Source organism: Nonomuraea sp. ATR24 (assembly GCF_041950485.1).
GTDB classification, from domain to species: domain Bacteria; phylum Actinomycetota; class Actinomycetes; order Streptosporangiales; family Streptosporangiaceae; genus Nonomuraea; species Nonomuraea ceibae.
On the sequence record NZ_JBGNUU010000026.1, the window covers coordinates 64,344 to 87,333 of the forward strand.

The 22,990-nt window shown below is 73.4% G+C and carries 22 protein-coding genes; 8 read left to right on the forward strand and 14 right to left on the reverse strand.

The genetic code is table 11. From position 1 onward, the window contains the following. Window positions 1-67 precede the first annotated feature (67 nt). The 7 genes from ACBI99_RS39830 (at window position 68) to ACBI99_RS39860 (ending at window position 8,125) form a co-directional block, all read left to right on the forward strand. On the forward strand, window positions 68-1,420 hold the full coding sequence (locus tag ACBI99_RS39830; protein ID WP_357590716.1) for a cytochrome P450: 1,353 nt from the start codon (window positions 68-70) through the stop codon (window positions 1,418-1,420). Further along, window positions 1,417-2,295, forward strand: a complete 879-nt coding sequence (locus ACBI99_RS39835) for a hypothetical protein (RefSeq protein WP_357590718.1) — start codon at window positions 1,417-1,419, stop codon at window positions 2,293-2,295. Before ACBI99_RS39830 ends, ACBI99_RS39835 begins: the two co-directional genes overlap by 4 nt. Further along, window positions 2,292-4,253: a prenyltransferase/squalene oxidase repeat-containing protein gene (locus tag ACBI99_RS39840; RefSeq protein ID WP_375074832.1), complete on the forward strand. Its 1,962-nt coding sequence runs from the start codon at window positions 2,292-2,294 to the stop codon at window positions 4,251-4,253. Before ACBI99_RS39835 ends, ACBI99_RS39840 begins: the two co-directional genes overlap by 4 nt. A 156-nt stretch (window positions 4,254-4,409) precedes the next feature. Further along, complete coding sequence (locus tag ACBI99_RS39845; RefSeq protein ID WP_375074833.1) at window positions 4,410-6,803, forward strand: nitrate- and nitrite sensing domain-containing protein; 2,394 nt, start codon at window positions 4,410-4,412, stop codon at window positions 6,801-6,803. Then, entirely contained in the window at window positions 6,800-7,204 is a 405-nt protein-coding gene (locus ACBI99_RS39850; protein ID WP_357590724.1) for a roadblock/LC7 domain-containing protein, read from the forward strand. Before ACBI99_RS39845 ends, ACBI99_RS39850 begins: the two co-directional genes overlap by 4 nt. Then, on the forward strand, window positions 7,201-7,560 hold the full coding sequence (locus ACBI99_RS39855) for a DUF742 domain-containing protein (RefSeq protein WP_219507419.1): 360 nt from the start codon (window positions 7,201-7,203) through the stop codon (window positions 7,558-7,560). Before ACBI99_RS39850 ends, ACBI99_RS39855 begins: the two co-directional genes overlap by 4 nt. Further along, window positions 7,541-8,125, forward strand: coding sequence for an ATP/GTP-binding protein (locus ACBI99_RS39860; RefSeq protein ID WP_219507421.1), 585 nt, complete (start codon window positions 7,541-7,543; stop codon window positions 8,123-8,125). Before ACBI99_RS39855 ends, ACBI99_RS39860 begins: the two co-directional genes overlap by 20 nt. 42 nt (window positions 8,126-8,167) lie before the next feature. Here the strand turns inward: ACBI99_RS39860 and ACBI99_RS39865 are convergent, their stop codons facing one another. The 14 genes from ACBI99_RS39865 to ACBI99_RS39930 all read right to left on the reverse strand — a co-directional run bounded on the left by ACBI99_RS39865 (window position 8,168) and on the right by ACBI99_RS39930 (window position 19,750). Continuing rightward, window positions 8,168-9,112, reverse strand: a complete 945-nt coding sequence (locus tag ACBI99_RS39865) for a hypothetical protein (protein WP_375074834.1) — start codon at window positions 9,110-9,112, stop codon at window positions 8,168-8,170. Window positions 9,113-9,188: 76 nt separating this feature from the next. Continuing rightward, entirely contained in the window at window positions 9,189-10,808 is a 1,620-nt protein-coding gene (locus ACBI99_RS39870) for a cation acetate symporter (RefSeq protein WP_219507424.1), read from the reverse strand. Then, window positions 10,805-11,134: a DUF485 domain-containing protein gene (locus tag ACBI99_RS39875; RefSeq protein WP_219507426.1), complete on the reverse strand. Its 330-nt coding sequence runs from the start codon at window positions 11,132-11,134 to the stop codon at window positions 10,805-10,807. Before ACBI99_RS39875 ends, ACBI99_RS39870 begins: the two co-directional genes overlap by 4 nt. A 152-nt stretch (window positions 11,135-11,286) precedes the next feature. Then, window positions 11,287-12,441 (reverse strand): PLP-dependent aspartate aminotransferase family protein, encoded by a 1,155-nt coding sequence (locus ACBI99_RS39880; RefSeq protein WP_219507427.1) that lies wholly within the window; start codon window positions 12,439-12,441, stop codon window positions 11,287-11,289. A gap of 49 nt (window positions 12,442-12,490) precedes the next feature. After that, window positions 12,491-13,975 carry a cation acetate symporter gene (locus ACBI99_RS39885; RefSeq protein ID WP_219507429.1) on the reverse strand — a complete coding sequence of 495 codons (1,485 nt, stop codon included), beginning with the start codon at window positions 13,973-13,975 and terminating at the stop codon, window positions 12,491-12,493. After that, on the reverse strand, window positions 13,972-14,352 hold the full coding sequence (locus ACBI99_RS39890) for a hypothetical protein (RefSeq protein ID WP_219507430.1): 381 nt from the start codon (window positions 14,350-14,352) through the stop codon (window positions 13,972-13,974). Before ACBI99_RS39890 ends, ACBI99_RS39885 begins: the two co-directional genes overlap by 4 nt. Beyond that, window positions 14,349-15,098 carry a LytR/AlgR family response regulator transcription factor gene (locus tag ACBI99_RS39895; RefSeq protein ID WP_375074835.1) on the reverse strand — a complete coding sequence of 250 codons (750 nt, stop codon included), beginning with the start codon at window positions 15,096-15,098 and terminating at the stop codon, window positions 14,349-14,351. Before ACBI99_RS39895 ends, ACBI99_RS39890 begins: the two co-directional genes overlap by 4 nt. Window positions 15,099-15,131: 33 nt before the next feature. Continuing rightward, on the reverse strand, window positions 15,132-16,310 hold the full coding sequence (locus tag ACBI99_RS39900) for a histidine kinase (RefSeq protein WP_357590728.1): 1,179 nt from the start codon (window positions 16,308-16,310) through the stop codon (window positions 15,132-15,134). Window positions 16,311-16,323: 13 nt separating this feature from the next. Further along, window positions 16,324-16,731, reverse strand: a complete 408-nt coding sequence (locus ACBI99_RS39905; protein WP_219507434.1) for an HIT family protein — start codon at window positions 16,729-16,731, stop codon at window positions 16,324-16,326. Then, complete coding sequence (locus ACBI99_RS39910) at window positions 16,728-17,438, reverse strand: DUF1838 family protein (protein WP_357590730.1); 711 nt, start codon at window positions 17,436-17,438, stop codon at window positions 16,728-16,730. The genes ACBI99_RS39905 and ACBI99_RS39910 overlap by 4 nt, the downstream gene beginning before the upstream one ends. A gap of 18 nt (window positions 17,439-17,456) precedes the next feature. Next, the gene (locus ACBI99_RS39915) at window positions 17,457-18,341 is read right to left on the reverse strand and encodes a YihY/virulence factor BrkB family protein (protein WP_308125849.1); all 885 of its coding nucleotides are present in this window, start codon (window positions 18,339-18,341) and stop codon (window positions 17,457-17,459) included. A gap of 54 nt (window positions 18,342-18,395) precedes the next feature. Then, complete coding sequence (locus ACBI99_RS39920) at window positions 18,396-19,127, reverse strand: DUF3618 domain-containing protein (protein WP_375074836.1); 732 nt, start codon at window positions 19,125-19,127, stop codon at window positions 18,396-18,398. Beyond that, a complete protein-coding gene (locus ACBI99_RS39925) occupies window positions 19,124-19,504 on the reverse strand; it encodes a phage holin family protein (protein ID WP_219507438.1) in 381 nt (126 codons plus the stop codon). Before ACBI99_RS39925 ends, ACBI99_RS39920 begins: the two co-directional genes overlap by 4 nt. 81 nt (window positions 19,505-19,585) lie before the next feature. Continuing rightward, the gene (locus tag ACBI99_RS39930; RefSeq protein ID WP_357590735.1) at window positions 19,586-19,750 is read right to left on the reverse strand and encodes a hypothetical protein; all 165 of its coding nucleotides are present in this window, start codon (window positions 19,748-19,750) and stop codon (window positions 19,586-19,588) included. 102 nt (window positions 19,751-19,852) lie between these two features. On the opposite strand from ACBI99_RS39930, the gene ACBI99_RS39935 reads away from it, so the two are divergent. After that, window positions 19,853-22,990 (forward strand): SNF2-related protein, encoded by a 3,138-nt coding sequence (locus ACBI99_RS39935; protein ID WP_375074837.1) that lies wholly within the window; start codon window positions 19,853-19,855, stop codon window positions 22,988-22,990.

The following is a 22,990-nucleotide window of genomic DNA, read 5'->3' on the forward strand; positions in this document are numbered from 1 at the left end:
TCCACCCTGATCACTAACTTTTGTCAGGAGATGTCCGACAGCTGAGACGGACATGGAGGAGAGCCGCGTGTCCACCGGGACCGAAGCCGCCAGACGAGCCAGGATCCTCCCCTTCCTCCGCGCGCTGGCCAGGCACCACCGCTCCCCCATCGACGCCTTCGAGGAAGCCGGCGCCCGGGCGGGCGGCGAGCTGGTCCGTCTGAACATGGGACCGTTCCAGCCATACCTGATCACCCATCCCGATCACGTCCAGCACGTGTTACGCGGCAACCAGCCCAACTACGTGCGCGAGGGCATGTTCTGGGACCCGCTGGCGCCGCTGATCGGCAAGGGCATCCTGTCAGACGGCCCCGACTGGGCGGAGAGCAGGCGCATCGTGCAGCCGCTGTTCACCGCCCGGCAGCTCGAAGGGCTCGGCGAGCGGATGGCCGCGATCATCGCCGAGCTGGTGGACGGGACGCTGACGCCGGGGCGGCCGTTCGACGTGGCGGCGGCCATGTCCGCGATCGTGCACGCGACGACCGTGCGGCTGTTCTTCGGCGAGTCGATCTCCGGCGCGGACATCGACCGGCTGGCCCCGGCCTACGACACCGGCGTGACGGCGCGGGCCATCAGGCTCGTGCTGCCGTCGGTGCCGCAGCGCTGTCCGATGCCCGGTGACCGGGCGTTCGGCCGGGCCGTGGCGACCATCGACGAGGTCGTGTACCCGCGCATCGAGCACGCTCGGCAGCGCGAGGGCAGCGGTGACAGCGCGGGCGACGTCGTCTCGGCACTGTGCCGGGCCCCGTACGCCGACAAGGGCGACCGGCGGGTGCGCGACGACATGGTGGCCATCCACGGCGCCGCCACCGAGACCGCCGCCACGGCGCTGACCTGGGTGTGGCCGGTGCTCGACGCCCATCCGGAGATCGCGGCCAAGGTGTACGAGGAGATCACCCGGGTCGTCGGCGACGGCCCGGTCACGGTCGGCCATCTGCCCGCGCTGACGTACCTGCGGATGTTCCTCAGCGAGCTGCTGCGGCTGTACCCGCCGGGCTGGATCCTGCCGCGCAAGGCGCTCGCGGACGACGTGATCGACGGCGTGGCGATCGAGGCGGGCGCCACGGTGGTGCTGAGCCCGTTCCTGACGCAGCGGCTGCCGCAGGTGTGGGAGCGCCCGCTGGAGTTCGACCCCGAGCGGTTCGCGCCGGGGAACGAGAGACGGCGGTCGCGGTACGCGTACTTCCCGTTCGCGGCCGGGCCGCACTCGTGCGTGGGGCCGCACCTGTTCATGATGGAGGCGCAACTGCTGCTCGCCGGGATCCTGCGCTCGTACCGGCCGGTGCTGCACACGCCCGGGCCGGTGGCGCCCCGGCTGGCCTCGACGCTGCGGCCCACGACGGGGCTGACGATGACGCTCGTCCCGGCGGCACGGTCATGATCGCGGACAGCGGGACCGGCCGGACGAGCGGGATCGACGGGTCGATGCCCGCCGTCGGCGGCGCGGAGCTGGGGCGGACGTGCGCGCTGGCCGTCGAGTGCGCCCGCGAGCTGGCCCGCGACGCCGGGCGGCACCCCGAACTGTTCCCCGCCAAGCCGTTCGACGCCGGGTTCTACCACTCGCTGGCGCTCGTGGGCGCGTTCGGCTCGCCCTGGGCGACGGCCCGCGAGCTGCGCGCGGTCAACCGGGCGGCACTGTGGGTGTTCGCGGTGGACCTGCTCATCGACCACGTCGCCACCTCCCGCGACGAGGTGGCCGACCTCGTCGGCGCCTGCCTGGCCGTGGCCGACGGCGCCGAACCGCGCACCCCCGCCACCCACTTCCTCGCCGAGCTGCGCGACGAGGCCGGCTCCCCCGCCTGGCGCGACCAGCTCGGACGCATGCTGGCCGCCATGGCCCGCGAATGGGACTGGCGCACCGGCGACCGGCCGGACCTGGCGACGTACCTGGACAACGCCGACAGCACCGGCTCCTCGTTCGTCAACCTCGCGCACTGGAACGCCACCGGCGACCCGTGGACGCTCGCCAACCTCGACCGGGTCCGCGCCGTCGGCGACGAGGTGCAGCGCTACCTGCGGCTGCTGAACGACCTCGCCACCCGCGACCGCGAAGCCGGCTGGGGCGACGTGAACGCGCTCACGCTCGGCGCCGGGCACGCCGAGGTGACGGCCCGGATGGGCGAGCTGTCGCAGCGCGCCGTCGCCCTCATCGAGCCGCTGCGCGACACCGCGCCGCGTACCGCCCTCTACCTGGAGCGACAGTTGACCTTCAACACGGGCTTCTACGGCCTGGCGGACTTCTGGGGTGCGCTGTGAACGTCGCCCGCGAGGCGGCGGCCCTGGTCTCCACGCTGATGGCGCTGCCGTGGGGGCAGGTGTCGGCGTCCATCTACGAGACGGGCCGCCTCGTCACGCTCGCGCCGTGGCTCACCGGGCACCGCGAACGGGTCGCGTACCTGCTGGAGCGGCAGCTTCCCGACGGGTCGTGGGGGGCGCCCGACGGGTACGGGCTGGTGCCGACGCTGAGCGCCACGGAGGCGCTGCTGTCGGCGGGCGGCGCCTCCTGGGCCGAGCGTGACGCCGAGCTGCGGGAGGCGGCGGAGCGCGGGCTGCGGGTGCTGCGGCCGTGGCTGGCCGGGCCGGTGGAGCTGCCCGACATGCCGGCGGTGGAGCTGATCGTGCCGTCGCTGGTCGCGCTCATCAACGCGCACGCGGTGGGGGCGCCGCTGCCGCTGCCCGACGGGATGGACTTCGCGCGGGTCGAACGGCTCCGGCACGTCGTCCGGTCCGGGGCCGCGCTGCCGGAGAAGCTGCTGCACGCGCTGGAGGTGGCGGGGCCCGCGGCGGGCAACGCGCACGCGGTGCGGCCGACCCCCATCGGCACCGTCGGCGCCTCCCCCGCCGCCACCGCCGCCTGGCTCGGCGCCGTGCACCCGGACCCGCGTCCGGACCCCCATCCGGACCTGCGTCCTGAGCCGCATCCGGACCCGCGTCCGGGCACGCGCTCCGGCGAGCCCGCCGACGCGCTCGCGGGCCGCGGGCCGGCGGGAAGGACCGCCCTGCTCGACGCCCCGGCGCGCCCGGTCCCGACGGGGCCGGCGACGGTGGCGGGGCCGCTCCTCCTGGCCGGACCGGCCGCCCCAGCCGACCTCCACGTCCCAGCCGACCTCCACGTCCCGGCCGACCTCCACGTCCCGGCCGACCTCCACGTCCCAGCCGACCTCCACGTCCCGGAGGGGCCCGGCGGGTACGCGTCCCGCGCCTCCGGCGAGCGTGCCCGGTCCCAAGGCGGCCTCGTCCAGGACGGGCCGGCCGGCTCCGGCGGGACCGCCTCCCGGGGGTCGTCCTCCTTCGACGGCAGCCTCGCCCCCGGTGCGGACGGGGGGCAGGGGGAAGTAGTCCGGGCGCACCTGGAGGCGGTGGTCAGCCGGTACGGGGGGCCGGTGCCGGTGGGGTTCCCGATCACCGTGTTCGAGCGCGGCTGGGTGCTGAGCTGGCTGGTCAGGGCCGGGGTGCCGGTGACGGCGCCGCCGGAGATGGTGGCGGACCTGCGGGCGGCGATCGGCCCGGCGGGCACGCCGGCCGGCCCGGGGCTTCCGGCGGACGCCGACACGACGTCCGTGGCGCTGTACGCGCTGGCGCTGGTGGGGCAGCCGCACGATCCGGCGAGCCTGCTGGAGTTCGACGTGGGCACGCACTTCTGCACCTGGCAGGGCGAGGACGGCTTCTCCGTGAGCGTGAACGCGCACGTCCTGGACGCGTTCGGGGCGTACGCGGCGCGCCGCCCGGACCGCGCGCGGGCGTACGAGCCGGTGGTGCGCAGGCTGTCGGCGCTGCTGGCCGACCGGCAGCAGCCCGACGGGAGCTGGGACGACCGCTGGCACGCCTCTCCGTTCTACGCGACGCTGAGCTGCGTGCTGGCGCTCGGCGAGTACGGCGGGCCGGGGCGGGCGGAGGCGATCCGGCGGGCGCGCGCGTGGGTGCTGTCCGCGCAGCGGCCGGACGGCTCGTGGGGCCGCTGGGAGGGCACGCTGGAGGAGACCGCGTACGCGCTGCAGACGCTGCTCGCGTGCGACGGGGAACTGGACGAGCAGTACGAGTCTGCCGTCGACCGTGGATATCGGTATTTGCGCACGGTAGCGGATATTTCGGAGCATCCGCCGTTGTGGCATGACAAGGACCTTTACACGCCGTTCGCGATCGTACGGTCCGCGATCCTGGCGGCGTTACACCTGTGCGAGACCAAGGCGAAGACAGGACAAATTCGGACGTAACGCTATTAACGGGCAGGTACCCGGCTTGAGGTGGGTTTGAGCCATTGCTAAGGTAAGCCCGGCACTGGATGTCGGAAATATCGCTCTATAGCTTGACTTCCAGTTTGACGCAATCCCCTTACCTGGATGGCTTATATGCGTTTGCGCAATACGCGCGTGCGAACAAAGGTGACAGCACTGCTGGTGTCCCTGGTCGCGCTGTGGGCGTTCGCCGCATGGGTGACGCTGCGCGAAGGCGTGAACCTGGTCGGCGCCACCACGGTCGACAGCGAGGCGGTGCAGCCCAGCGAACGGCTGCTGGCCGAGCTCCAGCGCGAGCGCCGCCTGACGATGGCCGGCATCGGCACGGGCGGTCCCCTGCCCGGCCAGGCCCTGCGCGAGCAGCGGGCCAGGACCGACGCCGCCGGCGCCGCCCTGCGGGAGAGCGCGGGCGGCACCCTGGTGCAGCTCGCGGCCGACGACGTGCTGACCGGCCGCCTGAACGAGGCGCTCACGAGCGTCGCCAAGCTCCCCGCCACGCGCAAGGCCATCGACGCGGCCGGGCCCGGCCGCATGACGGCGGCGAGCGCGTACGACCACATCATCGACTCGCTCTACGACATGTTCGACTCGGTGGCCTCGCTCGACGACAAGGAGATCGCCAAGGACGCCCGGACCATGCTGGCGCTCAGCCGGGCCAGCGAGAGCCTGGCTCGCACCGACGCGATGGTGGCGCGGGTGCTGGCGCGCGGGCAGTTCACGCCCGCCGAGTACACCGCGTTCGTGCGCGGCACCGGCATCTACCGCTACAACCTGGAGCAGGCCGCCGAGCAGCTGCCCGCGCCCGACCGGGCCGCGTACGAGGCGTGGACCAGGAGCAAGCCCGCGCTGCGGCTGCAGGAGCTGGAACAGCGGCTCGTCACGCAGATCGACAACGCCGGGCCGCCGCCGGTCACCGCCGCCGAGTGGCAGGCGACCGCCGAGCCGGCCCGCGCCGGCCTCGAGAAGATCATCGTCGACGGCGGTGACCGGCTGGTCGAGCGGGCCGTCCCCGGCGCGGTCGGCGTCATCGCCCGCCTGCTGCTGGCCGGCGGGCTCGGCCTGGTCGCCGTCGTGGCCTCGATCGTGCTGTCGATCACCACGACGCGGTCGCTGCTGGCCCAGCTCAAGAAGCTGCGCGACGCCGCGCACGAGCTGTCGGACGAGCGGCTGCCCGGCGTGGTCGAGCGGATCGGGCACGGCGAGGTCGTGGACGTCTCCCGCGAGGTGCCCGACCTGGACTTCGGCGACGACGAGATCGGGCAGGTGGGACAGGCGTTCAACACGGTGCAGCGCACCGCGGTGAGCGTCGCCGCCGAGCAGGCGGAGCTGCGGCGCAGCATCCGCGACATCCTGCTCAGCCTGGCCCGCCGCACGCAGGGCCTGGTGCACCGGCAGCTCACCGTGCTGGACGTGATGGAGCGCCGCGAGACCGACCCCGAGGAGCTGAAGGAGCTCTTCCGGCTGGACCACCTGGCCATCCGCATGCGGCGCAACGCCGAGAACCTCATCGTGCTGTCCGGCTCCTCCCCCGCCCGCACCTGGCGGCGCTCGGTGCCGATGGTCGACGTGGTGCGCGGCGCGCTGGCCGAGGTCGAGGACTACACGCGGGTCACGCTCATGCCGATGGGCGACGTGGTGCTCGTCGGCCGGGCCGTGGGTGACGTCATCCACCTGCTGGCCGAGCTCATCGAGAACGCCGTGTCGTTCTCGCCGCCGTACACGAGCGTGCAGGTGAGCGGGCAGATGGTGGCCAACGGGTACGTGGTCGAGATCGAGGACCGCGGGCTGGGCATGAAGCCCGAGGACCTGGCGGCGGCCAACGAGCGGATCGCCGACCCGCCGGAGTTCCGGATCACGGGCACGGCGCGGCTCGGGCTGTACGTGGTGAGCCGGCTGGCCGAGCGGCACGACATCCAGGTGGTGCTCAAGCCGTCGCCGTACGGCGGCACCACGGTGGTGGTGCTGCTGCCGCAGGAGCTGGTGGAGCTGAGCGAGGGGCCGGAGCCCGGCGGCGAGCCGGTGGCGAGCCTGCCCCGCCGCCCGGCGGCGCTGGCGGGAGTGCCGGGCCCGGCGGGTCAGGGCGCGGGCACGGCCACGGCCGTGCGGCGCGTCCCCGCGGACGCCGGCCGCCCGCTGCCCGGCGAGAACGTGCGGGCGCTGCCGACGGAGAACGTGCGGCCGCTCAAGGTGGCGGCGGCGCCGGAGGCCGCCCGGGAGGCCGAGCCGCCGGACCCCGGGCCGTCAGAAGGGGAGGCGACCACGACCGCCCAGCCGGACGGGAGCGCGGAAGGCGACGGCGAGGCGGCGAGGTTCACGCCCGGCGGGCTCCCCCTGCGGGTGCCGCAGGCGAACCTGGCCCCGGCGCTGCGCGAGGAGGCCCCGGCCGCCCCGCCCGAGCCCGAGCGGGACGAGGACGAGCCGACCCCGGAGGAGATCCGGGCGCGGATGGGATCTTTGCAGTCGGGCACCCGGCTCGGCAGGACCGAGGCGGCCAAACTCATGGACGAGCGGGCAGGAGGCGATACGTGACACCGGGTGCCGGCACAGACCTGAACTGGCTTCTCGACGACCTGGTCGGCCGCGTGAAGGACGCCGAGCACGCGATCGTGCTGTCGTCCGACGGGCTGCTGATGGCCTCGTCTGCCGGGCTGCAGCGGACCGACGGCGAGCACCTGTCGGCCGTGGCCTCCGGCCTGCAGAGCCTGGCCAAGGGCGTCTCCGAGCACGTGGGCGGCGGCCCGGTCAAGCAGACGGTGGTGGAATGGCGTTCGCAGTTTCTCGTGGTGACCGTGGCGGGGCAGCGGGCGTGCCTGGCCGTGCTGTGCGGGCAGGGCGCCGACATCGGCCTGGTCGCCTACGAGATGGCGATGCTGGTGGCGCGCGTCGGCCAGTACCTGACGTCCGGGGCCAGGACCGGGAGCGACCTGTGACCGAGGAGCACTGGGTCGACCCCGAGATCGTCCGTCCGTACGTGGTGACGCGCGGGCGCACCGCGCCCGTGCACGGCAAGTTCGACCTGATCTCCATGGCGGTCTCCGTCGGGCCGCCGCCGGGGCCGGAGGCGGGGCTCGACCCGGAGCACCACTCGATCCTCCGGCTCTGCCGCGAACCGAAATCCGTGGCGGAGATCGCCGCCCATCTTGACCTGCCCGCGGGCACCATCCGCGTGCTGCTCGGCGACCTGTTCGACAGGGAGCTCGTCTCGGCCCAGGAACCGCAATCCGAGGTGGACATGCGTGACATGAAGATGTACAGGGCGGTGCTCGATGGTCTTCGATCGCTCTGACCGCCCGCGCCTGCCGACGGCGATCAAGATCCTCATCGCCGGAGGGTTCGGCGCGGGCAAGACGACGCTGGTCGGCGCGGTCTCCGAGACCAGGCCGCTGCGCACGGAGGAGGTGCTGACCGACCGGGGCGTCGGCGTCGACGACCTGTCGAGCGTCGAGGCCAAGCGGACGACGACGGTCGCGATGGACTTCGGCCGGATCACGCTGGGCGACGAGTACGTCCTCTACCTGTTCGGCACGCCCGGGCAGGAGCGGTTCTGGTTCGTGTGGGACGAGCTGGCGGAGGGTTCGCTCGGGGCGGTCATCCTGGCCGACACGCGGCGGCTGGCCGACTGCTTCCCGTCGGTCGACTACTTCGAGCGGCGCGGCACGCCGTTCGTGGTGGCGGTCAACTGCTTCGACGGCGCGCCGACGTTCGAGGTCGACGAGGTACGGCTGGCGCTCCAGCTCGACCCGTCGGTTCCGATCATCCTGTGCGACGCGCGGCGGCGGCACTCCAGCCGGGAGGTGCTCATCACGCTGGTGAAGCACTCCGCCCGGCTGCGGGCCGAGCCGGTGGGCTGAACCAGCGGTCCGGCGGGATCCGTACGGGTTCCGGGAATGTCCTCAGGTGCGCGAGCTGCGGCAGCACGCGCGCCAGGCGGTAGGCGGACGGCGGGGTGGCGAGGGCTCCTGACAGCCGCCCGGCCGGGCCCGCCGCCGCCTCGGCCCGCTCCGGCTCGCACACCGGGGCGAGCTCGACCGCGTGGCGCACCACGAGCAGCAGCGCCAGGTCCTCGGCGACCGTCTTGGGGCGCAGGCGTCCCTTCGTGGCCAGCCGGTGGCCGACGTCCTCGAGCGTGGCGAGGAAGCGGCGGGTGAAGGCGGCGTCGTAGGCCCCGGCGTACGGCCACGGCAGCTCGGCCAGGGCGTGCACCCGGTGCGGGCCCAGGTCGGCGAGAGTGCGCACGCGGTGGCCCTCGTCGGCCGGGGCGCCGTCGCCGAGCGCCGCCGCGTCGTGCCGCAGGCCGTCGGCCAGCGTCCGGGCCGCCCGCACGAAGGCCCCGGCCGCTCCTCGTCGTCGGCTCGTGCCCGGCGGGCGTCGCGCGGCGGCATGGTCGTCCAGGAGTAGCCGGGATCGTGCGGCGGGTCGAGGCAGGTGCGCGCCCCGGCGGCCAGCGCCCGCAGGTACGGCTCCAGCGCCCGCCGGTAGTGCGCGTCCCCGTCCGGGTCGCGCCACAGGCCGTACAGGCAGCACGCGCCGGTGCGCCGGTCCCACGGCTGGACGAGCGACTCCATGACCTCCAGCGCGATCGTGCGCAGCCGGTCGTCGTCCACGGGGACGGGCAGCCGGGGGAACGACGGGTCGAGGGCCGGGTCGAGGAGCAGGGCCACCTCCCCGGCGGCGGCCAGGCCCGCCTCGGCGACGTCCGGCAGGATCAGGCTGTCCTCGGCATGCACCGCCTCCAGGACCTGGACCAGCACGGGCAGCGGGTCGGCCAGGCCGTGCAGGTGGTCCTGGACGTCTATCGCCTCGTCGCTGCCGAAGGGGTCGTACCCGTGTCTGCTCACCCGACGATCATGGCGTGGCCGGGGCGGCGGGGGGAAGGCGGGCCCGGCGGAGGGGGTGCCGGGCCCGCGGCGGCCGTCAGTGGTCGGCGGCCTTCTCCGCCCCCACCCCGGTGAGGGAGCGGACCTCGATCTCGGCGTACTTGGCCGCGTTGTACTCCTTGCTCAGGATCGTGCCGAGCCAGCCGCACAGGAAGCCGAGCGGGATCGAGACGATGCCCGGGTTGCTGAGCGGGAACCAGGCGAAGTCGGCGTCCTTGAACAGGGCGGCCTTGCTGCCGGAGACGACCGGCGAGAAGATCACCAGCACCAGGGCGGACAGCAGGCCGCCGTAGATGGCGCTGACGGCGCCGGTCGTGTTGAACCTCTTCCAGAACAGGCTGTAGAGGATCGCCGGCAGGTTGCCCGAGGCGGCCACGGCGAAGGCCAGGGCGACCAGGAAGGCGACGTTCTGGCTCTGCGCGAGGATGCTCAGGCCGATGGCGACGGCGCCGATGACCAGGGCGGAGATCCGGGCCACGACGACCTCCTGCCGCTCGCTGGCCTGGCCGCGCCGGAAGACGTGCGCGTACAGGTCGTGGGCGAAGCTGGAGGAGGAGGCGAGCGTGAGGCCGGCGACCACCGCGAGGATGGTGGCGAAGGCGACGGCGCCGATGAAGGCCAGCAGCAGCGTGCCGCCGACCGAGCCGAAGATCTCCTCGCCGATCCGCAGCGCGAGCAGCGGCGCGGCGGTGTTGCCTCCGGGGTCCTGGGCGACGATGGCCTCCCTGCCGACCAGGGCGGCGGCGCCGAAGCCGAGGACGAGCGTGAGCAGGTAGAACACGCCGATGATGCCGATGCCCCAGAGGACGGACTTGCGGGCGTCCTTGGCGGTGGGGACGGTGTAGAAGCGGATGAGGATGTGCGGCAGGCCGGCGGTGCCGAGCACGAGGGCGAGGCCGAGGCTGATCAGGTCGATCTTGCCGGCGATGCCCTGCGCCTCGGTGCCGTACTTCAGGCCGGGGATGAGGAAGCTGTCGGGGTTGGCCTTGGGCCCGCTGGTGGCGGCGGCCTGGCCGAGCAGCGCCGACAGGTTGAAGCCGAACTTGCCCAGCACCAGCACGGTCACCAGGGCGGCGCCGGTCATCAGCAGCACGGCCTTGACGATCTGGACCCAGGTGGTGCCCTTCATGCCGCCGAAGACCACGTACACGATCATGAGGGCGCCGACGGCGACGATCGTCCAGATCTTGCCGGCCTCGGAGGTGATGCCGAGCAGCAGGCCGACCAGGGCGCCCGCGCCGACCATCTGGGCGAGCAGGTAGAAGATGCTGACGACGATGGTCGAGACGCCGGCGGCGGTGCGGACGGGTCGCGGGCTCATCCGGAAGGCCAGCACGTCGGCCATGGTGAACTTGCCGGAGTTGCGCATGAGCTCGGCCACCAGCAGCAGCGCGACGAGCCACGCCACGAGGAAGCCGATGGAGTACAGGAACCCGTCGTAGCCGGACAGCGCGATGATGCCGGCGATGCCGAGGAAGGAGGCGGCGGACATGTAGTCGCCGCCGATGGCCAGGCCGTTCTGCACGCCGCTGAAGGAGCGCCCGCCGGCGTAGTAGTCGGCGGCGGTCTTGGTCTGGCGGCTGGCCCAGAAGGTGATGCCGAGCGTGGCCGCGACGAAGACGAGGAAGAGGATCGTGGCGAGGGTGGTGGAGCTCACTTGGTCTTCTCCTCGACCTCGTGGCGGAGCTTGTCGGCGATCGGGTCGAGCTTCTTCCCGGCGTGCCTGGAGTAGGCCCAGGCGATGAGGAACGTCGTCACGAACTGCAGCAGCCCGAGGATCAGCCCGACGTTGATGTCACCGAGCAGCTTGATGCCCATGAAGTCGCGGGCCCATCCCGACAGCACCACGTACAGCAGGTACCACACCAGGAAGGCCGCCGTCATGGGGAACGTCCACCGCCTGAAGCGGCTCTTCAGCTCCTGGAACTCGCTGCTCCTCTGCACCTGTTCGTAAACGGACGCGTCATGTTCTCTGGTCGTCACGAGACCTCCACTGTGATGCGGATCACGCACAAGGTAAGAGCGCAACCTACCCGCGGTGGAGGGGTCTCGCAGGGCTGTTCGGCGAGCCGCCGCCGAACGGCGTTCAGCTGGTCAGGGGTTGCGGTGAATGGTCCCTTATGTACGACGAACGGTCAGGCGATTCCGCCCAGCGCGCCGCCCAGGTCCTCGATCAGCGTGGCGGCGGGCTCCAGGCCGACCGCCAGGCGCACCAGGCCCACCGGGACGCCCATGGTGGCCCGCACGCTCTCCTCGACGGTCAGCGCGGGTGCGTTGACCAGGCTCTCGAACCCGCCCCACGACACGCCGATCCGGAAGTGCCGCAGCCCGTCGAGGAAGGCGCCCACCTCGGCGCGCGAGTCCGTGTCCAGCTCCACGCTGAACAGGCTGGAGAAGCCCGACATCTGGCCGCGCGCGACGCCGTGGCCGGGATGCGAGGGCAGGCCGGGGTGGTTGACCCGGCGTACGGCCGGATGTCCCTCCAGGTACGCGGCGACCGCCAGGCCGCGCTCCTGGTGCGCGGCCATCCGTACGGGCAGCGTGCGCAGGCCCTTGATCACCCGGGCGGCGTCGTGCGGCGACATGGCCGCGCCGTACAGCTGGTATTCGGTCAGCGCCAGCGGCCTGATCAGCCGCGCCGGGCCCGCCACCACGCCGCCGACCACGTCGCTGTGCCCGCCCGCGTACTTCGACAGCGAGTGCACGACCAGGTCCACGCCCTTGGTCAGCGGCTTCTGGAACAGCGGCGTCGACCAGGTGTTGTCCATCACGGTGACCAGCCCGTGGCCGCGCGCCCACCCGGCGACGGCCTCCAGGTCGAAGATCTCGTAGCGCATGTAGGAGGGCGACTCGAAGTACAGCAGCCGGGTGCCGGGCCGCACCGCCTCCTCGCACGCCGCCAGGTCGGCCGCGTGCGTGTGGGTGACGCCGAACTTCTCCAGGTAGCGCAGGAACTGCGTGGTCGGCCCGTAGACGGCGCCCAGCACCAGCACGTGGTCCCCGGCCGACACCAGCGACGAGATCGCCGCCGAGATCGCGCCCATCCCGGAGCCGAAGCACTTGGCCCGCTCGGCCCGTTCCAGCGCGGCCAGCTTGCGCTGCAACAGGTCGACGGTCGGGTTGGTGCCCCGCCAGTAGACGTAGCGCTCGTCCTCGTCCCTGATCGCCGCGCCGAGCTCCGCCATCGAGCCGAAGGTGAACACGCTGTTGCCGAACACCGGCGGGTTGACCGCGCCGAGCTGCCACGGCTCGTCCTCGCCCAGCCGGGCGCAGATCCACTCGTCATCCATGACGGCCCACCCTAGGACAGCGCCCGCCCGTCACCCCCGGGGCCGCCCGTCACCCCCGGGGCCGCCAGTCGCCCCGGTCGAGGTCGAGGTTCTCCGGGGTGTGCAGGCGGACCATCGTCCTGGCCACGCCCAGCGGCACCCGGTCGGGCGTCAGGAACGACACCGACACCATCACCGCGAACGCGATCGGCACCGTCCACGCGGCGGGCTGGGCCAGCAGGGCGCCCGCCAGGCCCTCGTACGGGCCGCCGGTGATGGTGGCGAGCACGGCCGAGCAGGCCAGGCCGCCGCCGACGAACAGCCCGGCGAGCGCGCCGGTGGTGGACAGGCGCCGCCACCAGATGCCGAGCACGAGCAGCGGGCAGAACGACGAGGCGGCGACCGCGAACGCCAGCCCCACCACGTCGGCGACCGGCAGCGCCCGCGCCCACAGCGCCAGCCCGAGCGGCACGGCGACGGCCATGAGCGTGGCGATCCGGAACGAGCGCACGCCGCCCTTGAGCAGGTCCTGGGCGATCACCCCGGCGACCGACACGGTCAGCCCGGACGAGGTGGACAGGAACGCCGCGAACGCCCCGGCGGTGACCAGCGCCGTCAGCAGGTCGCCGAGCGTGCCGCCGACCATGCGGGCCGGCAGCGTCAGCACCACGGCGTCGGTGCGGACGAGGTCGGGCGCGTAGATGCGGCCGAGCCAGCCGTACAGCGCGGGCAGCAGGTAGAAGGCGCCGAGCAGCGACAGCACGACGAGCGTGGTGCGGCGGGCGGCCCGCCCGTCGGGGTTGGTGTAGAAGCGGACGAGCACGTGCGGCAGCCCCATCGTGCCCAGGAACGTGGCCAGGATCAGCGAGTACGTCGAGTACAGGGCGTAGTCCTTGGCCCCGGCCAGCGGCACCTGCCAGACGGCGGCGTCCACCGGGTCGAGCGCCGGGGCGCCGTCGGCCTTCCACGCCAGCAGCAGGAACACCAGCGGCACGGCCAGCGCGGTCAGCTTCAGCCAGTACTGGAACGCCTGCACGAACGTGATCGAGCGCATGCCGCCCGACAGCACGTTGACCGCGACCACGACGGCCACCAGCAGCCCGCCGGCCCACACCGGCGCCCCGGTGATCGTGCGCAGCACCAGGCCGGCGCTCTGGAACTGCGGCATCAGGTAGAGCCAGCCGATGAGCACGACGAGCACGCTGGCCGTGCGCCGCACCACCATCGACTCCAGCCGCGCCTCGGCGAAGTCGGGCAGCGTGTAGGCGCCGGAGCGGCGCAGCGGCGCGGACACCAGCACGAGCAGCACCAGGTAGCCGCCGGTCCACCCGACGGGCAGCCACAGCATGTCGACGCCGTAGCTGAGGATGAGCCCGGCCACGCCGAGGAAGGAGGCCGCCGACAGGTACTCGCCGCCGATCGCGGAGGCGTTCCACAGCGGGCTGACGGTGCGGGAGGCGACGTAGAAGTCGGAGGTGGTGCGCGAGAAGCGGATGCCGAAGGCGCCGATGAGCACGGCCGCGACCATGACGACGACGACGGCGGCCAGGCTCATGAACGGTCGACCAGGTCGGCGAAGTGGCGTTCGTTGCGCTCGGCCTGCCGGACGTACAGCCAGGCGCCGATGACGAAGGCGGGGTAGATGAGCCCGGCGAGCACCGCCCACGGGAGCGGGACGCCGAGCAGGTGGGCGTCGCGCAGCTCGGGGATGAGCAGGAACAGCAGCGGCAGCCCGCCCACGACGCAGCCGAGCACCGTGCACACGAACAGCGCCAGCCGGAACTGGGTGCGCAGCAGCGAGCGCATGTAGACCTCGCCGAGGTGGGTCTGCTCGTCGATCTCCCGGGTGGCCGGGCGGCGGGGCCGGCGGGCGGCGGCGGTGCGCGGGCTGGTGACGGCGGTGCGCCGGCCCGGCCGCGGCTCGGGGCTCACTCGTGCCGTCCCTTCCTGGCGCGGCGGACGAGCAGGTCGCGCAGCTCGCGGGTGTGGCGGCGGCTGACGGGCAGCTCGGTGTCGTGGACGCGGACCGAGCACCGGCCGGAGTCGATGTGCAGCTCCTCGATGTGCTTGACGGCGACCAGGTGGCTGCGGTGCACGCGCACGAACCCGGCCGCCGACCAGCGCTCCTCCAGCGTGGCGAGCGGGATGCGCACGAGGTGGCTGCCGGCGGCGGTGTGCAGGCGGGCGTAGTCGCCGTGCGCCTCCACGTAGATCACGTCGGCGCTGGAGACGAACCGGGTCACGCCGCCCAGCTCGACCGGGATGGTGTCGCTCTCGCCGCCGTCGGCGGGCACGTCGGCCGATACGGCCACCCGCCGGATCGCCTCGGCCAGGCGCTCCGGCCGCACGGGTTTGAGCAGGTAGTCCTCGGCCTTGATCTCGAACGCGTCGACGGCGTGCTCCTCGTACGCGGTGACGAACACCACCCGCGGCGGGTTGGCGAACTGCGACAGCAGCCGGCCGAGCACGACCCCGTCGAGGCCGCGCATCCGGATGTCCAGGAAGACCGCGTCGATGGGCCTGCCCTCGGCGATCGCCCGGTCCAGCAGCCGCAGCGCCGCCGAGCCGTCCCTGGCGGTCGCCACCTCGCCGATCCGCGGGTCGGCACGCAGCAGGTACGACAGGTCTTCCAGGGCGGGAAGCTCGTCGTCGACCGCGAGGACCCGAAGTTGTGCCATAGACAGTGATAAAACCGACAACGAAGATCCAGGTCAACGGGCCGAGACGCCCGGGTGATACTTCGGCAACCTGACGTTGACCTTCGTGCCCGCCCCGCGGCCGGTCTCGACCACCAGCCCGTACTCGTCGCCGTAGACCTGGCGCAGCCGCTCGTCCACGTTGGCCAGGCCGATCCCGCCGTCGGAGGCGGTCTCCCCGGCCAGGACGCGGCGCAGCCGGTCGGGGTCCATGCCGAGCCCGTCGTCCTCGACGCTGATGCTGCACTCGGCCCCGGCGTCCTCCGCCACGATGGAGATGCGGCCGACGCCGTCCTTGCTCTCCAGGCCGTGGCGCACGGCGTTCTCCACGAGCGGCTGCAGGCACAGGAACGGCACCGCCACCGGCAGCACCTCGGGCGCGATGCGCAGCGTGACCTGGAGCTGGTCGCCGAAGCGGGCCCGCTCCAGGATGAGGTAGCGGTCGATCGAGCGCAGCTCCTCGGCCAGCGTGGTGAACTCGCCGTGCCTGCGGAAGGAGTAGCGGGTGAAGTCGGCGAACTCCAGCAGCAGCTCGCGGGCCCGCTCCGGGTCGGTGCGGACGAACGAGGCGATCGTCGTCAGCGAGTTGTAGATGAAGTGCGGCGAGATCTGCGCGCGCAGCGCCCGCACCTCGGCCTCCATGAGCAGCGTGCGCGAACGGTCGAGCTCGGCCAGCTCCAGCTGCGAGTCGACCCAGCCCGCGACCTCCTGGGCGGCCCGGACGAGCCCGGCGGAGGCGTGCGTGCCGTAGGCGGTCAGCGCGCCGACGACCCGCTCGTCGGTGGTGAGCGGCACCACGACGGCGTTCCTGACCGGGCATTCGAGCAGGTCGCAGTCGATCGCCAGGACCTGGGTGCGGCCGTCCTGCAGGGTCGCCCTGGCGTGCTCGAAGGCGTCCTCGGCGTGATGGTCGCCGGCGCCGTCGTACACGAGCAGGCGCTCGCCGTCGGTGATGGCGAGCGCGGCCGAGCCGAGCAGCTCGCGCAGGTGGCGCGAGGCCCGCTGGGCGCCGTCGGCGGTGAGCCCGGCGCGCAGCGGCGGCCCCGCCAGCGACGCGGTGTGCAACGTCTCGAACGTGGCCCGCTCCGCCGGGCTGGTGCCCAGGTCGCGGCGGCCCCGCATGACCCGCCACAGCACGATCGCGGGCACGCCGACGAGCACGGCCACCACGGCGACGCCGACCAGGTATCCCACCGTGCGGCCCGGCTCAGCCCAGCGCCTTGGCGATCCGCTCCGCGTAGGAGGCGGCCTCGTCGGCGGAGGAGTAGGTGGTGCGCGGCCAGAAGAAGCCGCGCAGGCCGTCCTTCTTGACCCGGGGCACCACGTGCACGTGCAGGTGGGGGACGCTCTGGCTGATCCGGTTGTTCATCGCGACGAACGTGCCGCCCGCCTCCAGGCCCTCCTCCACGGCGCGGGCCATGCGCTGGACGCTCTCGAAGAACGGCCCCACCCCGGTCAGGTCGGCGAGCGTCTCGGCGTGCACGCGCGGCACCACGAGCACGTGCCCCTTGAACACGGGCCGGGTGTCGAGGAAGGAGACGGACACCTCGTCGGAGCCGACGATCGTCGCCGGGCGCTCCCCCGCGACGATCTCGCAGAACAGATCGGTGCTCATCGGCCGACCTTATCCGCGAACGCGGTCCAGCTCGTCACGTTGGGGGCCGACCACTCCTGCGGCGCGTGCAGGAACCGCTCCCCGGCGCGCTCGCGCAGCCTCGGCGGCACCTCGGCGCCCTTGCCGCCCCGGCAGTGGTAGACGAGCCCGCCCGGCCGCTGCGCCATCGCCATCCACGGCAGCCACGGCGACACCCGGCACCAGGAGAACACGCTCGGCACGTCCGGCAGCTCCGACTCGACGTCGGCCGCCCGGGCGAAGAACTGGAACAGCTCCATCGCCCGGTACGTGTCGTCCGCCGAGTTGTCCGGATAGTCGGCCACCTTGAGCGGCGACGGGTAGGCCAGGCGCACGTCCACGTTGAACACCACCTGCTCGCCCAGCCGCGTCACCGGCACCGGGTAGCCGCCCAGCCGCTGGTTGACCGGGTCGTTGAAGACGTGCTGCACCTCCACGCGGCGGCCGGTCAGCGGGTTGTCCCACACGTCGAGCACCTCGCGGGTGCGCGGGTCGAGGTAGAGGGCGGCCTCCCTGGTCAGCAGCAGCCAGCCGCCGTCGTCGCCGCGCACCGCCCTGGCCACGTTGACGCCCTCGAACCCGAACAGGTGATGCGGCCCGCCGCCGGGCTCCCAGCCATAGACGTCGCCGGTCCACGACGAGATCGTCTCCGCGCCGTCGGAGGAGGCGCGCACGCGGATGAAGTCCATGCGCGAAGCCTCTCACTTTCAGCCCGGCAGATCATCCGGCTCCGGCGGGTCGCGCGGCACCGCGTACGGCTCCCGCCCGGGGGGCCTGCCCTGGGCCGCGGCGCGCTCCCTGATGAGCTCGGCGTCCAGTTCGGCGCCGAACAGCAGCGCCATGTTCGACAGCCACAGCCAGATCAGGAACACCACGACCCCGGCGAGCGCGCCGTAGGTCTTGTTGTAGGAGCCGAAGCCCGCCACGTACAGCGCGAAGCCGCCCGAGACCAGCGCCCAGAGCACGACCGCGAGCAGGCCCCCGGGCGTGATCCAGCGCATGCCCGGCTGGCGGACGTTCGGCGCCGCCCAGTACAGCACCATGATCAGGCCGGCCGCGATGAGCGCCAGCACCGGCCACTTGAGGATGTCCCACGCCGTCACGGCGGCGTCGCCGAGGCCGAGCGCCTCACCGGCCGCGGCGGCCAGCTCGCCCGTCAGCGTGACCGCGATCGCGCCCACGACCAGCAGGATCATCATCATGACCGTGAGGCCGAGCCGCAGCGGGGTCAGCTTCCAGAACGGGCGGCCCTCCTCGATGTCGTAGATCTCATTGCACGCCCGGATGAACGCGGCGATGTACCCGGACGCCGACCACAGCGCAACCAGCAGGCCGGTGATCGCCACCAGGCCCGCGCCGCCGGTGCTTCGCACCCCGCGCACGCTCTCCGCGATCAGTCCGCGCGCCTCCTCCGGCGCGAGCACGACGAGGGAGCCCACGACCGTGCCGAGGTCGTCGCGGCCCAGCAGGCCGAACAGCGACACCAGCACGATCAGCGCCGGGAACACCGACAGCACCGCGTAGTACGTCAGCGCCGCCGCCAGGTCCTGGACGCGGTCGTTCTTGAACTCGGCGAACGTTCTTCTGATCACCCGCCACCACGACCGGCGTGGCAGCTCGGCGGGTCCGTCGGGGGCCTCCACGCGTCACTTGGCCTGGTTGCGCCTCATCATGCGGCGCACGACCAGGGCCACCACCGTCCCGAGCGCGACCATCACGAACACCGGGCGCTTCTTGACCTGCTCCGGCGTCGCGTCGCCGACCCTTTCGCCGACCCTGCCCGCGACCTCGTGCGCCTTGCCGGTCATCTCGTGCGCCTTGCCCTTGGCGGCGCCCGTCACCTCGTGCGCCTTGCCCTTGGCCGCGCCGGTCATCTCGGCCGTCTTGCCCTTGGCCGTCTCCGCCAGCTCCGTGGCCCTGTCCTTGGCCGTGCCTGCCATCCTGCTCGCCTTTCCTCTGGCCGTGGCCGCCGCGTCGGCTGCCCGGCTCTTGACGTCCGCCTTGTGCGCCAGGGCGCTCACCGTCTCGCCGAGCTCCCGGCGGGTCTGCCTGATGTCCTCCCGGACCGCGTCCGCGTCGTCGCCCTGGGTGCGGTGCTCGCTCCCGGACCGTTTCGCGGCGCGGCCCCCGGTCAGGGACTCCTCCTCCGTGGCGCGCGACCTGACCGCGTCGGTGCGGTCGTCGGCCTGGGGAGGTTCGGGGATGAAGGTCTCGTGCTCCTCGCGGGCCAGCTCGGCCTCGTGCGCGTTCTCGGCCGCGCCCGGCCTGGTCGGCGGCACGTTGATGGACTCGGCGTCCGTCGGCGTGCCGACGGTGGCCCGGCGCGCGCCGACCGTGCCGGCGTGCTGGTCGCTGCGTCCCGGATCGGTCTCGCTCATCGCCGCGCCCCTTCCTTGACCGCGTCGACGTCGGCCCGCAGGCTCGCGATGGTCTCGGTCGGGACCGGCGGCGTCGCCTGCTTCACCTTGCTCTTGCCGGCCAGCCCCAGCAGGGCGGCCACGATCAGCAGGACCACTCCGACGATGGCCGCGGCGACCCACGCGGGCATCACCAGCGCGAGCAGCATCACCACGGCGGCCACGAGCACCGCGCCGCCGAAGAACGCGACCAGCCCGGCCGCCCCGAACATGCCCGCGCCGAACCCGGCGCGCTTGCCCTTCTCCGTGAGTTCGAGCCTGGCCAGCCGCAACTCGTCCTTGACGAGCCGGGAGACCTGCTCGGAAAGGTCGTTGACCAGTTTGTGGGTGTCGTTCACGACGTCGCCTCCTCCGTCGCGAACCCGCCTACCCGAAGAGCCCGGCTTCTATCACCCCGCGGTTTTCCGCCGGGCCGGGTCCTACCGCTTGGCGGCGCGAAGGAGGAGGCCGACCAGCGACTCGACCGGCGACTTGGGCGCCTCGCACCAGTTGTCCGGCTTCTTGGGGGCGCTCCACGGGGACGGGAGCTCGCACGACGAAGCCGGCGGCTTGGGCCGCTCGCACCACGATCCCGGAGTATTCATGCCTCCAGTCTACGACTTGCACTGATTTTTCCCATGAGCCGGCGAGTGCGCCGTCGGCGGACACGGGCCACCGGCCCCTCCCGGCCCGGGTACCCTGCCGAGGTGCTGGTCGTGCATGGGGTCTGGGCCGGGGACGGGGTCGCCTTCTGGGCGGAGGACACCGCCCTCGCGCCGCGTGCCGCCCGTGGCCCGGCGCCGCGCGCCCATCCCTGGGCCGCGCCCGTCGAGCGCCTCCCGGCGGGCGGGCCGCGCACGCTGGAGCTCCTGCTGCCGGGGTCCGCGGCCGAGCCGCTCCCCTCCCCCGAGACCGGGCTCCTGTCCGCGGTCACCCGCCCCTCGCTGCGCCCCTGGCGCGTCCCCGCCGTGGTCCCGCCCCTGCCCGCCGCCGTACACCTCCTCGCCCCCGACCCCACCCCAGCCGCCGCCCCCGCCGCTGACCCCGACCCTGCCCCCGGCCCCGACCTCGCCCCCGGCCCCGACGCTGACGCCGGCCCTGGCTCCGATGCCGGGCCCGGTCTCACCGGCTGGGGTGACGCCGTGCCGGGCGCTACGGTGCGGCACTGGCGGGCCGTCGCCGCGTTCGCGCGGGATCTCGTACGCCGCGGCCGGGTCGTTCCCCAGCTGGAGCTGACGGAGGCCGACGGCGAGGCCCGGGCGGCCTGGCGCGCGGTCGTCACCGGCGCCGACGCCGCCTACTTCCGCGACCTCGCCCTCACCATGCCCCCCGCCTGCCGCACCTGGGCGGTCGAGCGCCCCTCCCACGAGGTGCTGCGCCAAGCCCTGGACGCCTTCGCCGACACTTTCGCCCGAACCGCACTGAACGCCCGGCCCCCGCACACGGACACGGGCACGGGCACGGGCACGGGCACGGGCACGGGGCGGGGGCGCTGGCTGGCCGCGCTGGCCTCCCCCGACACCACCTGGCCCGGCGCCGCTTCCTCCCGCGCCGACTCTCTCGGCGCCGCGTGCCCCGATGACCCGGACCTGCGGCGGGCCCTGGAGGAGTGGCGCCGCTCCGTGGAGTCGGCCGAGGGCGCCACCCGCGTGTGCTTCCGCCTCACCGAGCCGGTCGACCCCCCGGCCCCCGCCGGGGACGGCCGCGACGATGCGGCCGGGGAGCACCGGTGGCGGGTGGAGCTGGCGGTGCAGGCGGCCGACGACCCGAGCCTGTACGTTCCCGCCGGGAAGGTGTGGGGCGGCGGGCCGGTGGCCGGGTTGCCGGCTGGGGCGGAGCGGGAGCTGCTGGCCGGGCTGGGCCGGGCGGTGCGGCTCTATCCGGAGCTGGACCGGGCGTTGCGGGTGCCGCAGCCGGAGGAGCTGGTGCTCGACACGGCCGGGGCGTTCGCGTTCCTGCGGGAGGCGGCGCCGTTGCTGCAGGCGGCCGGGTTCGGGGTGCAGCTGCCCCGCTGGGCGGGCCGGGCGAGGCTGGGGCTGAAGGTGACGACGCGGACGAAGACGCAGAGCGCGGCGGCGAGCCAGGGGTTCGGGCTGCGTGAGCTGGTGGACTTCCGGGTGGACCTGGCGGTGGGCGGGGAGACGATCGGCGAGGAGGAGCTGGCCGAGCTGGCCCGGCTGAAGGTGCCGCTGGTGCGGGTGCGCGGCCAGTGGGTGGAGCTGGACGAGCGGCAGCTCGCGGCGGCGCTGCGCGCGGTCGGCGGTGAGCGCGGCGGGGTGCTCCCGGCGGCGGAGGTGCTGCGGCACGTGGTCCAGGGCGACGACGAGCTGCCGCTGCTGGACGTGGACGCCGACGGGGTGCTGGGCGAGCTGCTGTCGGGCCGGCCGGAGGGCGGGCCGGAGGGGCGGCCGGCTGTGATCGGGACGCCGGCGGGCCTGGACGCGACGCTGCGCCCCTACCAGGAGCGGGGGCTGGCGTGGCTGAGCTTCCTGTCGGAGCTCGGGCTGGGCGGGGTGCTGGCCGACGACATGGGGCTGGGCAAGACGGTCACCACGCTGGCGCTGCTCGTGCACGAGCGGGCAGCGGAGCCGACGCTGCTGGTGTGCCCGATGTCGCTGGTGGGCAACTGGCAGCGGGAGGCGGCGAGGTTCGCGCCTGGCCTGCGCGTGCACGTCCATCACGGCAGCGGCCGGGACGCGACGCGCATCGCGGACGCCGACCTGGTGATCACCACGTACGGGACGGCGCAGCGCGACCTGGAGACGCTGCGGCGGGTCCCGTGGCGGCGGGTGGTGTGCGACGAGGCGCAGGCGATCAAGAACAGCGGCACCCTCCAGGCGCAGGCGGTGCGGTCGATCCCGGCGGGCACCCGGCTGGCGCTGACGGGCACCCCGGTGGAGAACCACCTGGCCGAGCTCTGGTCGATCATGGAGTTCGCCAATCCGGGCCTGCTGGGGCCGAAGGCGCGCTTCCGCACCCGGTTCCAGGAGCCGATCGAGGCGCGGCAGGACGAGCAGGCCGCGCAGGCGCTGCGGCGGGCGACGGGGCCGTTCATCCTGCGCCGGCTCAAGACCGACGCCTCGATCATCTCCGACCTGCCGGAGAAGCTGGAGGTCAAGGAGTGGTGCACGCTGACGCCGGAGCAGGCGTCGCTGTACCAGGCGGTGGTGGACGACATGCTGGGCAGGATCGACGACAGCGAGGGGATCGAGCGGCGCGGCCTGGTGCTGGCGGCCATGGCCAAGCTGAAGCAGGTCTGCAACCATCCGGCCCACCTGCTGAAGGACGGCTCCCGGCTGGCGGGCCGGTCGGGCAAGCTGGCGCGGCTGGAGCAGCTCGCGGAGGAGATCCTGGCCGAGGGCGAGAAGGCGCTGCTGTTCACGCAGTACGCGGAGTTCGGCAGCATGCTGCAGCCCTATCTGGAGCAGCGGCTGGACCGGCCGGTGCTGTGGCTGCACGGCGGGCTGCCGAAGAAGGCGCGTGACCGGCTGGTGGACCGGTTCCAGCAGGACGACGAGCCGATGCTGTTCCTGCTGTCGCTGAAGGCGGCCGGGGTGGGGCTCAACCTGACGGCGGCGAGCCACGTGGTGCACGTCGACCGCTGGTGGAACCCGGCGGTCGAGGACCAGGCGACCGATCGGGCGTTCCGCATCGGCCAGCGCAGGAACGTGCAGGTGCGCAAGCTGATCTGCGCGGGCACCCTGGAGGAGCGGGTGGACGAGATGATCGAGCGGAAGAAGGCGCTGGCGGAGCGGGTGGTCGGCGCGGGCGAGGACTGGCTGACGGATCTGTCGACCGGGGAGCTGCGCGAGGTGTTCCGCCTGACGGCCGGGGCGGTGGGCTGA